This window comes from Acinetobacter sp. KS-LM10, assembly GCF_036896575.1.
Lineage (GTDB): Bacteria > Pseudomonadota > Gammaproteobacteria > Pseudomonadales > Moraxellaceae > Acinetobacter > Acinetobacter avistercoris.
The window spans coordinates 2,290,597-2,306,524 of the sequence record NZ_CP145906.1; the positions used below are offsets into that span (position 1 = coordinate 2,290,597).

The window sequence follows — 15,928 nt, forward strand, 5'->3', positions numbered from 1 at the left end:
TTTTGCTCACTCGTTTATTCATTTCGTTGTTTATAAAAAGGTGTATTTCAATCAAAATAGCCTGTAGATATACCTTTTTTTAAACTTGGCAACGCAAGCAGGCCTAACTGTAAAACCATTATCAAAGCATTCTAAACATCCGTTAAAATAAGTAAAATCTAGAAGAGCAACTCAAAAATGAGAACTGAACTCCAGCAAAAAATTATAAAAATTTGTGATGAAAAAATTCAGAAAAAGGGGAAAAACGTTGGACTTTCATTTTATGCTTTCTTTGCAAATAAAAATGATGATCCTGAATGCCTGATGGAGATGGCACATTGGTGGATTATTAAACATCAGTTCGATCATTTTGAAAAAGCAGAAAAGATCAAAAAAATAGCATTAAAAGAATTCAAACTCTAAATCTTCTTTTTCTGTAAGAAAAATAAACAACTCACCATTGGAACCTCATCTATTTACCAGTACAATATCCGACTAGTCGAGGGGTGCTGCGACTTTCTTACACGCTGATTGTCAAAACAGTAAATGTAAGATCGCTAGGCTCGACCATCGGTTCATTCATTTCAGAAGAACCAAAAACGGCATCCGCGAACATCATGATCCTATCTAATATTATTGTTATTAAATAACAAGGAGATCCTAATGAACGCGGTTAATGCTTCATTCACAGATTATAAAGTTGCAGATATCACTTTAGCGGACTACGGTCGCAAAGAAATCAAACTTGCTGAAGCAGAAATGCCAGCACTTATGGGTTTACGTAAGCGCTATTCAGCAGCTAAACCACTTGCAGGCGCGAAAATTCTCGGCTGTATTCACATGACCATTCAAACTGCAGTTCTAATTGAAACGCTAGTTGAGTTAGGCGCTGAAGTTCGTTGGACGTCTTGTAACATCTTCTCGACTCAAGACCACGCTGCTGCTGCAATCGCTGCTTCTGGTGTTCCTGTTTTTGCTTGGAAAGGCGAAACAGAAGAAGAGTATTTATGGTGTCTTGAACAACAAATCAATGTGAATGGTACGCCTTGGGATGCCAACATGATTTTGGATGATGGCGGTGATTTAACAGCTGTTGTGCATGAACAATATCCAGATTTGATTGCTAAAATCCACGGTATTACCGAAGAAACAACGACAGGTGTACAACGTCTTCTAGAAATGTGGAAAGACGGTTCACTCAAAGTTCCAGCAATCAACGTTAACGATTCTGTGACTAAGTCTAAAAATGACAATAAATATGGCTGCCGTCATTCACTGAATGATGCGATCAAACGCGGTACGGATATGTTAATGTCTGGACGTCGTGCGCTCGTCATTGGTTATGGTGATGTGGGTAAAGGTTCTGCTCAATCGCTTCGCCAAGAAGGCATGATTGTACGTGTAACTGAAATTGATCCAATATGTGCGATGCAAGCATGTATGGATGGTTACGAAGTCGTTTCTCCTTACAAAAATGGCGTACAAACAGGTAAAAAAGAAGATGTGAATGCAGATCTTCTAAAAAATACAGACTTGATCGTTACGACTACAGGTAACTACCATGTTTGTGATTCAGCAATGCTAGATACCTTAAAAGCAGGTGCGGTTGTATGTAATATTGGTCACTTCGATACTGAAATTGATACCAACTATTTACGTGGTTACAAATGGGTTGAAGTTAAACCACAAGTTCATCAAGTCTATCGTTCAGAAAATGAAAATGATTACCTGATCCTGCTTTCTGAAGGTCGTCTGGTTAACCTAGGTAATGCTACAGGTCATCCTTCGCGTGTCATGGATGGTTCTTTCGCAAACCAAGTATTAGCGCAAATGCATCTTTTCGCTGAAAAATTTGCTGATCTTCCTGAAGATCAAAAGCAAGCAACGATTCGCGTTGAACTTCTTCCGAAGAAACTTGATGAGGAAGTTGCTGCGGCGATGGTTGTTGGCTTTGGTGGTGTACTCACTCAGCTTACTCAAGTTCAAGCAGATTACTTACGTGTTCCTGTTGAAGGTCCATTTAAGTCTGAGACTTATAAATATTAATTGATATTTCTCCCTTTCCCTCATGCTCTCCTTTACGGAGAGAACATTCAAGATCATTTATATTCTTGATCTTGAATGTTTTCGAGGCGAAGACCTCTCCTTTGTGGAGAGGTCTTCGTAAAGGGAAATCAAACTTTACAGTATTTATAAAAAGGATTTGAAAAATGACCAAGCGTGTTCCTATTTCTTTTGAGTTTTTCCCGACCAAAACTGATGTTGGTGCTGAGAAACTTAAAGTGGTGCATCAAGAACTACAACTACTAAATCCTGAATTCTTTTCAGTGACTTATGGTGCGGGTGGTTCTACACGTGAACGCACATTGTCCGCGATTAATGATTTTAATGGTAAAGGTACCCCTGTTGCACCTCACCTGTCTTGTATTGGTGATGACAAAGCACGAATTGCTGAACTATTAGATTTATATAGATCACAAGGGATCAATCGTATTGTCGCATTACGCGGAGATTTACCTTCAGGTCAAGTCGGCTTAGGTGAGCTTCCTTATGCATCTGACTTGGTGGCGTTTATTCGCGAACATTCAGGTGATCATTTTCATATTGAAGTCGCTGCTTATCCTGAAATGCATCCTCAAGCGGATAGCTTTGATAAAGATATTCAAAATTTTATTACTAAAACAAAAGCCGGTGCAAATGCCGCTTTGACTCAATTTTTCTTCAATCCAGATGCGTATTTCTACTTTGTTGACCGTCTTCAAAAAGAAGGGATTGATATTCCAGTTGCGCCAGGTATCATGCCGATCACCAATGCGAGCAACTTAATTCGCTTTGCCGATGGTACGGGTGCTGAAATTCCGCGTTGGATTCGCAAACAATTGGCAACCTATGGTGATGATTCTGCAAGTATCAAAGCCTTTGGTCATGAGGTCGTTGTTAAACTGTGCGAACGCTTAATTGCAGGTGGAGCGCCAAGTTTGCATTTCTACACCATGAACCAAACTGAACCAAACCGTAAATTGGTCTTAGATTTAGGTTTAGCTTAATTTCAACTTGCTTTTTGCTATGAGTAATACGTATGCCCCGTTTTTTTATTGAAGCTGATTTAACCGTCGATACAGTGACTGAACTGACTGAGACTGTGTTTCATCATTGGGTAAAAGTATTACGTGCTAAAGTAGGCGAAACTGCCACCTTGTTCAATGGGCAAGGTGGTGATTTTCAGGTTGAACTCACGGAAGTTAATAAAAAAACGGCTTTGGTTAACGTCCTTAGTCATAATCCAGATAACCGCACTCCTGCTTTTAAAACGCTACTCGGTCAGGTCATGAGTAAAGGCGATCGTATGGACTATGCCATACAAAAAGCAGTAGAACTCGGCGTTTCTGAAATACAACTACTGACCTCTGAACGTTGTGAAATGCGTTTAAAGTACGATCGAGATCAAAAGAAAATAGAGCATTGGCAAGGAATTGCAATCGCGGCTTGCGAACAGTGCGGTATGAATATTGTTCCTAAGATTCTTGCACCATTAAGCTTACAGGACTGGCTTGCATCAGCTTTACCTGAAACCAAACTTGTATTGGCTCCTAATAAAGATCAAGCCAATATTTTAGACAATGCGACAGCAGATATTGCTTTGTTAATTGGACCTGAAGGTGGTCTCAGTGAAAGTGAAATTTTGGCTGCGAATCAGGTCGGCTTTATCAATTGGTGTATTGGAGCACGGGTGTTACGCACAGAAACGGCACCGATTGTCGCGCTGTCTATATTGAATTTCCATTTTTAAATCAAAATAAAATGTAAACTGCATCACATAAATCTTGATTTTTATGGTGATTAGCAGTAATTTATGAGTTATAAGTGATGAATAATATTTAGTTAAGTTTAATAATTTTAATCAATATTTTCTAAAAACCATAATAACACGCACAGGTACTCACCACTATGAATGACGTTCCAGAAGAGCATCTTTCTCCAGGTGAGAATGTGTTACAAATTGAAAGTGCAGCATTCTACTTACGCTTTTTCCTGATTTGGGTGGTGTTTGCAAGTTTTTATAATGTCATTATGTACCATCAATATTTTGATGATTTTTCTAATTATTATAATATTTGGTTTTTAGTCAACAGCATTATTAATATTTCAGCTTGGGTATTCACACAAAATTTTCTTGATTCTAAAAATAATCGTTTATTCAATCTTGATGCTTGGTGTCAGTTAATATGCTTGATTAATGGTATTAGTATCGGCATTGGTGTTTTAATCATTAACCACTTTCTGATGGTTGAAAATGCTCAAATTACGGGCATCAATGTTGTGCTTTCAAGCCTCATGACGTCTAGTATTTATATCATTGGTATTGTTTATCTGACTCAAAGATTACGATACTTTCTGTTCATGTTTATTCCTTCGATCCTACCGATTATTTTATCAAAATACATTTTTGAACCTGATGCTCCAAATGTCTATTATTATGTGTTTTATGCATGGTTTATCGTGGTTTTCACTAGTGCAATTTTAATGCATAAAATTCATCTTCGATTAAATCGTTTGAATGTGCATAATCAAACTTATTTGGAACAATCAAAACAACATATAGATGAATCGATTATCTTACAAAATAAACTACAGCGAGAAATCGATAAAAGTAAATATATTGAAAATGAGTTGCAGCTTAGTAATCAGCTCTTAGAACAAAAAGTAAAAGAAAGAACTTACGATATCAATAAAATCAAAGATCGACTTGAAAATCATCAAGCCAACCTAGATTTCGCCCATGAAGTTGCAGGTATTCATTCATGGTTATGGAATATTGAAAAAAGAACGGTCGAACTCTCTGGTGTAAAAAATGGTATTCAAGTTTTGCAATATGAAAATGCAACTGAGCAATTGAATGCTTATATTCATCCAGATGATCAACCGCAATATAACCGCTTGCTCAAGCTTCATCTACGAGGTGAAACTGATCGTTTTGAAGCCATTTACCGAACGCGTAAAAATGATCAATGGTTTTGGATTAAAGACGTTGGAAAAGTTATTTCTAGAGATCCCGTCAGCAAAAAACCTTTAAGAATGGTTGGAATACACCGCGATATTGAACAAGAAAAAAAGGATCAAGAACAACTGAAACTAGCTGCAAATGTATTTAAACAGGTCGCACAAGGTGTGTTTGTTCTGGATAATAATTTATGTTTTTTAGAGGTTAATCCTTATTTTTGTGAATTGGTGGGTCTGTCTTCAGATCAAATTATCTCTAAACATATGTTCGAAATTACAATCAATTCACTATTCGATTTACGTGAAAGACATAAAGATATCACGCAAAAAGTTTTTCTAACGGGTTCTTATGATTCTGAAGTCACTGAAGATTTTATTTCTGGTAAAAGACTGACAGTCTGGCTTCACATTAATGCCTTAAAAGACGAAAAAAATCGTGTACTTAATTACGTAGGTGTGATTTCCGATTTAACTGAACGCAAGCATCATGAAGAGCGTCTTGCTTACTTAGAGAACTTTGATTTACTTACAGATCTTCCTAATCGTATTTATTTTAATTTACAGCTCCAGCAATATCTATTGAATAAATCGAAGCCATTGAGTCATTTTGCAATCATTCGACTCAATATCGATCGTTTTAGGCATTTTAATGAGTTTTTAAATCAACAAGCTGGGGACGAAGTTCTTAAAGAAGTGTCTAAGCGCCTAAAAATGGTGTGTTCGGATGCTTTATTGATTTCATATTTTAATAATAATGACTTTGCCTTGATCTATAACTTAAGTCACCCTCGCCCCCCGATTCACCAAACCGTGAACTATATTCTAAATACCTTTGAAGATTTCTTCGTGATTCAGGAGCAAGAATATAAAATCAATATTTCATTGGGTATTGCGATTTATCCAGAACATGGACGTCAAATTGGCAGTCTTAGTAATCATGCAGAAATTGCTTTGGCTGAAGCAAAAAAACTGGGTGGAAATACGGCATATTTCTATGCCAACAAACAAGATTCAGTTTTTGAAAATGATATTGAACTTGAGCGTGACTTAAAAAATGCACTTAAAAACAACGAGTTTGAAATTTATTATCAAGCCAAAATTGCTCATCCCACAATGAGCTTATACGGTTTTGAAGCCTTAATTCGTTGGAATCATCCTAAATACGGCATCATCACTCCGGATCGTTTTTTACCGATTGCTGAAATTACCAGTTTAATTTCAGATATCGGGAATTTTGTTATTTTTCAAGTGTGTCGTCAAATTCAAATCTGGAAAAAACTGGGATACCATAATATTCGAGTCGCCATAAACGTGGTTGCTCAACAAATTTTACGTGGCGAATTATTAAATCAAATCAATCTAGCTTTGGCTGAATATCAACTGCAACCAGATTGCATTGAATTAGAACTTACCGAGTCTTCTTTATTAGATAAATCTACTCAAGTGATTGAGTTATTACATCAAATTAAAAATAAAAACATCAGAATCGCACTGGACGACTTTGGGACAGGCTATTCATCATTGGCCTATTTGGCAGACTACCCGATAGATACACTGAAAATAGATCGTGCTTTCATTTCCAAAATTGGATCAACCAAGGACAATGCGATTGTTTATGCAATTATTGCCATGGGCAAAGCAATGGGCATGAAAATCGTGGCTGAAGGTGTCGAGCATTGGACTCAAATTCAATACTTGCAAGAACTCGGTTGTGACTATTTCCAAGGCTATTATTTTTCAAAACCGCTGAACGCTGAAGACACCACTCAATATATACAAAATCAGAATCGGCTGATTCTTTCTCATTAATTTAATGATTGAAATTCCAATATAGTGCAATTTTTCAACTTTTTGACTGTGCTCAAGCCTTAAGTAGTGGTATATTCAAGCAAAACTAGTCACCACAAAGCCAGCATGCTGGCTTACGTAATAATTGGGATTCTGATGGACGATCAATCTTTAAAAGAGCAAGCACTTTATTATCATGAATTTCCAACTCCTGGAAAAATTAGCGTAACGCCAAGTAAACAACTCATTAATCAACATGATTTAGCACTCGCTTATTCACCCGGTGTTGCAGCGCCATGTTTAGAAATTGAAAAAGATCCGTCAAAAGCGGCACTCTATACAGCACGTGGTAACCTAGTCGCAGTCATTACCAATGGTACAGCTGTTCTTGGTTTAGGAAATATTGGTCCACTGGCTTCAAAGCCTGTGATGGAAGGTAAAGGCGTTCTCTTCAAAAAGTTTGCTGGTGTTGATGTATTCGATATCGAAATTGATGAAAATGATCCAGATAAAATTGTCGATATTATTGCGTCTCTAGAACCAACGTTTGGTGGAATCAATCTAGAAGATATTAAAGCGCCGGAATGTTTCTATATTGAACAGAAACTTCGTGAGCGCATGAATATTCCTGTATTCCATGACGATCAACACGGTACGTCAATCATTGTGGGTTCTGCATTATTAAATGCGCTGCAATTAAATGGTAAAAAGATTGATCAAATTAAAATTGTAGCATCAGGTGCAGGTGCTGCTGCTCTTTCATGTTTAGATTTACTTTGTGCTTTAGGCGCGAAGAAAGAAAATATTATAGTTGCAGACTCTCGTGGTTTGATTACGACCAAACGCCAAGGTTTAGATGCGTCTAAACAACGTTATGTTCGTGATATTGAAGCGTCACAAATTGCCGATGTTATTGCTGGTGCAGATATGTTCTTAGGACTTTCAGCAGCAGGGATTTTAACCAAAGAAATGGTTAAAGTGATGGCTGAAAATCCAATCATCTTTGCTTTGGCCAATCCTGATCCAGAAATTCTTCCTGAACACGCGCACGAAGTTCGTGATGATGTGATCATGGCGACAGGTCGCTCTGATTATCCAAACCAAGTAAACAACGCACTTTGTTTCCCTTATATTTTCCGTGGTGCTTTAGATGTTGGTGCAACCACGATTAATGAAGAAATGAAAATTGCATGTGTCTATGCAATTGCGCGTATGGCACATGTAGAAGCAGATGCTGCTTCTTATGGTGAGAAATCTGCAACATTTGGTCGTGATTATTTAATTCCACGTCCACTCGATCAGCGTCTGATTCTTGAAATTGCACCAGCGATTGCTCAAGCCGCGATGGACTCTGGTGTTGCAACGCGTCCAATTCTAGATTTTTCTGCATATCGCCAACGTTTGTCTGAATTTGTGTATAACTCAGCATTCATCATGAAGCCTATTTTTGCGCAAGCAAAATCTGATCCTAAACGTATTGTCTATGCGGAAGGTGAAGATTTACGCGTATTACGCGCTGTGCAAATTGTGATTGATGAAGGTCTAGCTAAACCAATTTTGGTCGGTCGTACAGCAGTCATTAATGCGAATATTAAGAAATTAGGTTTACGTCTTCAAGACGGTGTAAATATTACGATTGTCGACCAAGAAGCAAATCCAAATTACGAAAAATTTGCAGATGATTACTACACGATTATGCAACGTAAAGGCGTTACGCCTGAGTATGCACAACGTGAAACACGTCGCCGCTCTACGCTAATCGCAGCAATGTTACTTAAGCATGGTTTAGCTGATGGTATGTTGTGTGGGACCTATTCAAGCTATGACATTCATTTAGACTTCGTGCGTAATATCATTGGTCAAAAAGAAGGCATGACCAATTTCTTTACCTTGAATGCGCTCATGCTTGAAGACCGTAATATCTTCATCGCAGATACTTATGTAAATACCAATCCTACTGCTGAACATCTTGCAGAAATGACGATTTTAGCAGCAGCTGAAGTACGTCGTTTTGGTATTACACCACGTATCGCTTTGCTTTCTCATTCAAGTTTTGGTTCTGACCAACATGATCCAAGCGCTCAAAAAATGCGTAAGGTTTATGAAATCTTAAGCAAAATTGCACCTGAATTAGAAGTTGAAGGTGAAATGCATGCAGATGCAGCATTAGATGAAAATATTCGACATTTTGCATTCCCAAATTCACGTTTCAAAGGGCCTGCAAACTTGTTAATTATGCCGAACCTAGATGCGGCTAATATTTCATTTAACTTGTTGAAATCAACCTCTGGTAACAATGTCACCATTGGTCCTATTTTATTGGGTGCTGCGAAGCCTGCTCATATTTTAACCCCAACGGCAACAACTCGTCGCTTGGTTAATATGACTGCTCTAACCGTAGCTGAAATTCAAGAATATGAGAAAGATTCACTTTAATTAAACGAACAAACTGTACTTGGCTCAAGCATGTTTTGAGTACATTATTAAGTTCTATTTTTAGTTTAAAGTTATCTAACTCACATCTTGTGACTTGAGAAAACCTCTATTCTGTAGCATGATTGCTTGAAGAATAGAGGTTTTTTCATGCAAGTTTATTTAGTAGGCGGAGCCGTCAGAGATCAATTACTCGGTCATCCCTATCACGAAAAAGATTATGTCGTTGTGGGTGCAAAGCCCGATCAACTTTTGGCTCAAGGCTATCAACCTGTTGGGAAAGATTTTCCTGTCTTTTTACATCCTCAAACCAAAGATGAATATGCTCTTGCACGCACTGAGCGCAAGTCTGGTCAGGGCTACCATGGCTTTGAATTTTATACGGACATCAGCGTCACACTCGAAGATGACCTCATTCGTCGTGACCTGACGATCAATGCGATGGCTATGGACGATGAAGGAAATATTTATGATCCTTATCATGGTCAAAAAGATCTAAACGATAAAATTCTTCGTCATGTCTCTGATGCTTTTGCAGAAGATCCTTTACGGGTATTACGTGTTGCACGTTTTGCTGCGCGCTATCATCAGTATGGTTTTAAAATTGCAGAAGAAACGCTTATATTGATGCAAAAACTTTCTGATTCTGGCGAGTTACAAGCGTTAACGCCAGAGCGCGTATGGAAAGAAACTTCACGTGCTTTAATGGAAAAAGATGCGGATATATATTTTGAAGTATTACGCTCATGCGGCGCTTTAAAGGTATTATTCCCTGAAATTGATGCCTTATTCGGCGTTCCACAACGTCCTGAATATCACCCAGAAATTGATTGTGGTATTCATACCTTAATGTCGCTTCAACAGGCATGTAGAGCAAATTATTCTCTCGAAGTACGTTTTGCCGTTTTGGTTCATGATTTGGGTAAAGCACTTACACCTAAAGATGAGTTACCACGTCATATCATGCATGAAGAACGGGGTATTCAACCTGTTACAGAGGTCTGTGATCGCTTAAAAGTACCGACCAATATTAAGCAATTGGCATTGGCTGTATGTAAGGAACACTTAAAGAGTCATCAGGCTTTTAGCTTGAAAGCAGGCACATTATGGCGATTACTACAGCGTTTAGATGTACTCCGTCGTCCTGAACGTGTGGAAGCATTTATTCAGGCCTGCGAATGCGATGCTAAAGGCCGACTGGGTTTAGAGGACCGTGATTATCCGCAAGCGCGTTATTTATTAGATGCGATGCAACTGGTTCGTGGAATTAAAGCATCAGACTTACCATCAGATGTGAAAGGTCCAGATATTGGTGAGATGCTCATTCAAAAACGGATTGAAGCTTTAGGTGAATTAAAAAAACGCCAAATCGAAAGTTCAGTTTCTCAATAAACGCTGTCTATAAATAACAAACTGATTCCTTCCTGACTTTAAAACGAGGAAGGAATCAGTATATTCTTTTGTGCTTATACTTCGCTTCACTTAATTAGAGATAATTCCGAATCGTTAAGAAAAATATAAATGAATCTTTAATCGGTTTAAGCACAGACAACACCAATAATATTGCCATTACAGTATTAAATGTTTTTATTTTCTTATCATCATGAATATACTTCTGCAATTTTTCTCCGAGAAAAGCCCATACACCTGTGCTTGGAATTCCGATTATTCCATAGACAAATCCTATAATTAAATACCAATAGAATTCACTATTTGCAGCCAAATAAGTCGTCACCGCACCCATTGCCATGACCCAAGCTTTAGGATTTACCCACTGAAACATCGCTGCTTGAATAAATGAAAGAGGCTTAACCTGAGTAGGTTCTGTGTTTACAGAACCTACCTGATAAATCTGATAAGCCAAATAAAGTAAATAGCCAATACCTAAAACCTTTAATAGTTCATAGAGGATGATATTTGAACTGAGTAATGTGCCAACGCCAAGCCCTACAATCGAAACCATAAAGCCAAAACCAAATCCAATACCAAGAATATGAGGTACGCTCCTCTTGAATCCAAAATTAACACCGGATGCTGCCAGCATAATATTGTTAGGTCCTGGTGTAACTGATGTCACAAAAGAATAAATCATGAAAGAAAAAAATACTGCCAATGTCATTTTTAAACCTTGTTATTTCTAGTTTTAAATTGAAATTTAATATTGATATTTTTTAATCTAAGAATTTAAAAAAATACTCATATTCTAAATTTTTGAATAATTTTAATCTTCCAAACAATGAAATCGCTTCTCAAAAATCAAGCTAATTAGATTCTTTCAATATATTTACTCTATTTTTTATTAACTGAAAATTGTAAATAAAAAATAACTTCGAATCGATTTTCACCCTTGATTCAAACTAAATTTTGCAAAGATTGAATTGAAATTTTATGATTTAATTCACATTGGTTAAACTTAGCAAACCTTTGTAATTCTTGGTACAAATTCAAAAAAAATGTCTCAACATGAGTGATATTTTTTTCAAGATGTATGCTTATAACATCTAATTCTTTTTTCATGCGATATGCCTTACAGTTTACACGAGCGACCAGTTGATCTCCGAATAGAATCGGCAAACTAAAATATCCGTATATCCTTTTTTCGAGTGGCACATAACATTCTAAACGGTATTCAAAATCAAATAATAAGCTCATCCGATCACGATGAATCACAAAATTATCAAAAGGAGATAAAATTTTCACGCACGGAGTGATCGTGGCTTGATCTTCTAAATTGGCACAGTTGACATAAAAAGTCTGTCCATCTAAATCTACGTAAGTTTTGATTAATCCTGCTTCAATTTGCTCATCAACAGCTTTACGCATCGCAGCACGGATTTCAGCACCAACTTTCAAATGGAGTAGCTGTTTCCATGTAAATACGCCATGTGACCTGCGTGTTGTATCGAGTAAATGTAAGGCATAATCTGCGAAACTTGATCTGCTTAAATCGACATGATTAGGTAAAAAATTTTCCGTTAAAGTATATATTTTTTCCATTCCATGACGTTCGCATACCATTAAATCTCCCTGCATAAATAATTGTTCAATAGCACGACGTCCGGGTGCCGAATTCCACCAACCTTGCTTTTGGACTTTAGCTCCGCCTACAACATCGCGTAAACGAATAGTTCCCTCCGCTTTTACTTGAGCCAATATTTCCTTCATGAAGTGAGAATCGCCTCTACTAAAATATCGACTTTTCCCCTGACGTATCAAATCCATATTGGCTAAGCTAAAACGATAATCACGAATGGGAAGATAAGAAGCTGCATGATACCAATATTCAAAAATTGATTTTTCTTGAAGAAGCTTATTTAAATGTGAGCTATCGTAATCACTTACTCGATTCAACAATACATGGTGATGAGCACGCTCAACGACAGAAATCGTATCAATTTGAACATAACCGAGATGTTCGATCGCCTGTCGTGTTCCGCGAAGCCCTTTACCAAAAATATTGTACTGCGCTAAACCTTGATGTTGAATAGCCATACGTCTTAGTTGAGATTTCATTAAATTTTATTCTTCTTTTCAAACGATTAAATAAACGATTTTATGAATATCATCTGTTGTTATTTACTGATTTCTTCATCGTGTATCTGTATATTTTTATCATAAAAGATTCAAACAAAAGTGTTTGAATCTTTTATTTTAACCCAACTGATCATTCATCAATGGAGTTAGACAAACGCAAAATTTTGTTTAACCCATATCAGCTTATGACACATCCGCCGGAAAGGTAATCACGTTTTCTAATCGCATTTTTTCTGTAGCAACCATCAACAAACGATCTATACCCAATGCAATACCCGAACATTCAGGCATATGCGGCAATGCGGCAAGTAAATATTCGTCTACAGGCATCGTATGTAAACCCAGCTTGGCACGCTCTATATTATCGGCTTCAAAACGACTTCGTAATACATCCGCATCGATGAGTTCATCATAAGCATTAGCAAGCTCTAAACCTTCGATATATAACTCAAAGCGCGCTGCAACCAACTCCCCATCCTCATCAACTTTTGTTTTAGCCAATGACGCCATTTCTGGTGGAAAATCAGTTAAAAAAACAGGTGTATCAAAACCAAGACTTGGCTCAACCATATGTGAGAACAATAGGTCGATATAGCCCAATCGATCACCTCCTAAATCTAGATTCAAACCCACTCGATTACAGCAATCCTTCAATGCTTTCAAACCGGCTTGCAGCGGATTAAGATCCAAACGATCCATGAAGGCATGTTTATAACTCAACACTGTTGGACGAACATCGCCATAACAAGCAGCTAAAGTTACATTAAGTAAGTCACTTACTTCAAACATTAAATCTTTTAAACTAAACCCTGGTCTATACCATTCCAACATCGTAAATTCACTGTTGTGTTTGCGACCATGCTCATCATCACGGAATACTTTACAGATTTGATAAATGGGGCCACTACCGCTCGCCAAAAGACGCTTCATGGCAAACTCAGGTGAGGTTTGCAAATAATGTGTTTGCGGACGCCCACCCAAATGTCTGCTGGCTTGTACCGAAGCTAAATGTACATCGGTTACACCTGCTTGAGATAAAACAGGCGTTTCGACCTCAAGTACATTACGTTCAGCAAAAAATTGACGTAATTGTGCATACATTTTAGCTCGTGCTTTTATAGTATCGAGATCACATGTCGGTTGGTATTTTAAAGATGTCGTATTCACGCTTTTGGTCCACCATGTGATGCCCATTCACGACGTAATGGATAGGTCTTTCTGAGCTGATCAAAAGATTTTTGATCAACCTGACCATCGATTAAACATGCTCTTAATTTGCGATCATCACGGGCGATATCATAGATATCTTTTAGCTGATCACTGATTACTTTTTTAAAATCTTGCGATACGAAATATTGCTCACACTCTGGAAGTTGAGTCTGAAAGTTTTTATTAATTTCAAAATTAAATTTTTGACAAAACGCATCATAAATCATTTGTGTACCACGCGCCTTGCCTTCTAAGCTGTAGCCAGCAATATGTGGTGTGACCAACGCCAGTAAATTGATTAATTCAGCAGAAATCACTGGTTCATGCTCAAACACATCTAAAACAACTAGACGCTTTGTCTTTTGGATATCTTGAATCAAATCTGCTTCAGCTATAACAGCACCACGTGCAGAATTAATTAAAATTGTGTCAAGTTTCATAAGCGCCAGAGTATTGGCATTGATCATATGGTGGGTAGCATTATCACCCCATTGTGTGATCGGGACATGCATCGAGATCGCATCTGCATTTTGCAATAAGGTATCGAGTTCAACTTGTGATACACCTTCAACGACTACAAATGGATCATATCCAATTACGCTCCAGCCCAAAATTTTTGCCATTTTCACTAGACGAGAACCGACATTTCCTAATCCAATAATCCCTAAAGTAAAACTATCACCAGCATCAATCAATTCAGGTTTTAAATGCAGTAATGCGGTAATGACATATTCAGCAACGGCTTGAGCATTGCAACCTGCTGCATTAGACCACGCAATATTGTTTTTCTCTAAGATTGAAATATCTAAATGATCTGTACCTATCGTGGCGCTACCCACAAATTTCAACGTAGAGCCTTGTATTAATTCTTGGTTCACTTTGGTCACTGAACGTACCAATAGAGCATCAGCATCCTGAACATCTGCATGCGTGAGGGTACGACCTGCTTTATGCTGAATTTCACCAAATTCTGAAAAGAAATAGTCTGTAAATGCCAGATTTTCATCTGCGATGATTTTCATATGCTCATCCAAAGATCAAGTCTGCATATGATAGCGCTTAGGGCTCCTATTGACTATGCGTAAAGCCTTAACTCCGTTACTTACACCTTATTGCTCATTCTAATAAATAACTGTCCTAGATGATGAGTATTTTAATAATTAACTTCATTCATCCTAAATTTATCCCAAAATAAAATTGAGTTATCACTTTTAAATTCAATTAAAATCAGCCCTAGATGTGATCGCGAATAAAAATACAAAAACAATCTATTAGCTATTGGACAATTGAATTATATGCTTGTCATCGTATGCTGAAAGCTATTGAAGGATATGAATAAGAAAGTCGCCCCCAATGACTCAAAATATACCTCTCAAGGATTGGGACAAAAGTTCAACAGGCATTGCTGAAATTTCATCGAGATGAAGATTCTCATTTGAAACGGGACAGATCTGGTTAGATGAAGAACGCATGAGGCTCATGCATTCTTCAGCTTTAACTGTTTTATGAAAAGAACTCATTAATACTTTAGGCATCGAACGTACCCGAGGAATTTTAACTCGAATCGGCTATGCCGCTGGTTTACGTGATGCCGAAATCGTTAAAGCCAGTTATCAAGATTTATCAGATTTAGTGCTTTTACATAAAGGCCCTTTATTGCACGCGTTAGAAGGCATTGTCAAAGTTGATTTACACGATGTCGAAATCGATATTAAACTTGGAAAATATTATATCGATGCCATTTGGCGAAACTCTCTGGAACATCAAATTTATCAAGGACTCATTGGAGCAGCGCACTACCCAATTGCTTGGAATGAATTAGGCCACGCAACGGATTATGTCAGTGGCATTAAGAACCGCTTTATACTTCATAATTAGGTTAAAATTACGCCGACACGCCCACGATTTATTAGTATGCCTATCGAAGAATAGATGAACGAGAAAAGAAGTATAAGAAAAGTTGCATTATAAGATAAATCACCAT

Annotated in this window: 12 protein-coding genes and 1 pseudogene; 9 read left to right on the forward strand and 4 right to left on the reverse strand. The window is 37.5% G+C overall.

Translation table 11 applies throughout. The features are described from left to right. The first annotated feature begins 177 nt into the window (after positions 1-177). The 7 genes from V5M36_RS10465 to V5M36_RS10495 all read left to right on the forward strand — a co-directional run bounded on the left by V5M36_RS10465 (position 178) and on the right by V5M36_RS10495 (position 10,593). Positions 178-402, forward strand: coding sequence for a DUF6500 family protein (locus tag V5M36_RS10465; RefSeq protein ID WP_338558716.1), 225 nt, complete (start codon positions 178-180; stop codon positions 400-402). 240 nt (positions 403-642) lie between these two features. Beyond that, positions 643-2,025 (forward strand): adenosylhomocysteinase, encoded by a 1,383-nt coding sequence (ahcY, locus tag V5M36_RS10470; protein WP_338558718.1) that lies wholly within the window; start codon positions 643-645, stop codon positions 2,023-2,025. A 164-nt stretch (positions 2,026-2,189) separates the two neighbouring features. Next, a complete protein-coding gene (gene metF / locus V5M36_RS10475; protein WP_338558721.1) occupies positions 2,190-3,026 on the forward strand; it encodes a methylenetetrahydrofolate reductase [NAD(P)H] in 837 nt (278 codons plus the stop codon). A 32-nt stretch (positions 3,027-3,058) separates the two neighbouring features. Continuing rightward, positions 3,059-3,769, forward strand: a complete 711-nt coding sequence (locus V5M36_RS10480) for a 16S rRNA (uracil(1498)-N(3))-methyltransferase (protein WP_338558723.1) — start codon at positions 3,059-3,061, stop codon at positions 3,767-3,769. 158 nt (positions 3,770-3,927) lie between these two features. Beyond that, positions 3,928-6,789 carry an EAL domain-containing protein gene (locus V5M36_RS10485; RefSeq protein WP_338558725.1) on the forward strand — a complete coding sequence of 954 codons (2,862 nt, stop codon included), beginning with the start codon at positions 3,928-3,930 and terminating at the stop codon, positions 6,787-6,789. 135 nt (positions 6,790-6,924) lie between these two features. After that, positions 6,925-9,204: an NADP-dependent malic enzyme gene (locus V5M36_RS10490; protein WP_338558727.1), complete on the forward strand. Its 2,280-nt coding sequence runs from the start codon at positions 6,925-6,927 to the stop codon at positions 9,202-9,204. A gap of 147 nt (positions 9,205-9,351) precedes the next feature. Then, positions 9,352-10,593 carry a multifunctional CCA addition/repair protein gene (locus tag V5M36_RS10495; RefSeq protein ID WP_338558729.1) on the forward strand — a complete coding sequence of 414 codons (1,242 nt, stop codon included), beginning with the start codon at positions 9,352-9,354 and terminating at the stop codon, positions 10,591-10,593. Between the two features lie 94 nt (positions 10,594-10,687). Here the strand turns inward: V5M36_RS10495 and V5M36_RS10500 are convergent, their stop codons facing one another. From V5M36_RS10500 to V5M36_RS10515, 4 genes are all read right to left on the reverse strand, one after another. Beyond that, complete coding sequence (locus V5M36_RS10500; RefSeq protein ID WP_338558731.1) at positions 10,688-11,320, reverse strand: LysE family translocator; 633 nt, start codon at positions 11,318-11,320, stop codon at positions 10,688-10,690. A 233-nt stretch (positions 11,321-11,553) separates the two neighbouring features. After that, on the reverse strand, positions 11,554-12,714 hold the full coding sequence (locus tag V5M36_RS10505; RefSeq protein WP_338558733.1) for a winged helix-turn-helix domain-containing protein: 1,161 nt from the start codon (positions 12,712-12,714) through the stop codon (positions 11,554-11,556). Positions 12,715-12,918: 204 nt separating this feature from the next. Then, a complete protein-coding gene (epmA, locus tag V5M36_RS10510) occupies positions 12,919-13,929 on the reverse strand; it encodes an EF-P lysine aminoacylase EpmA (protein WP_338558735.1) in 1,011 nt (336 codons plus the stop codon). After that, a complete protein-coding gene (locus tag V5M36_RS10515) occupies positions 13,899-14,966 on the reverse strand; it encodes a 4-phosphoerythronate dehydrogenase (RefSeq protein WP_338558737.1) in 1,068 nt (355 codons plus the stop codon). The genes epmA and V5M36_RS10515 overlap by 31 nt, the downstream gene beginning before the upstream one ends. A 457-nt stretch (positions 14,967-15,423) precedes the next feature. On the opposite strand from V5M36_RS10515, the pseudogene V5M36_RS10520 reads away from it, so the two are divergent. Together V5M36_RS10520 and V5M36_RS10525 are read left to right on the forward strand one after the other, a co-directional pair. Next, positions 15,424-15,594 (forward strand): annotated as a pseudogene (locus V5M36_RS10520) (XylR N-terminal domain-containing protein); the annotation flags it as partial. Positions 15,595-15,600: 6 nt separating this feature from the next. Next, positions 15,601-15,822 carry a hypothetical protein gene (locus V5M36_RS10525; RefSeq protein ID WP_338564282.1) on the forward strand — a complete coding sequence of 74 codons (222 nt, stop codon included), beginning with the start codon at positions 15,601-15,603 and terminating at the stop codon, positions 15,820-15,822. Positions 15,823-15,928 lie beyond the last annotated feature (106 nt).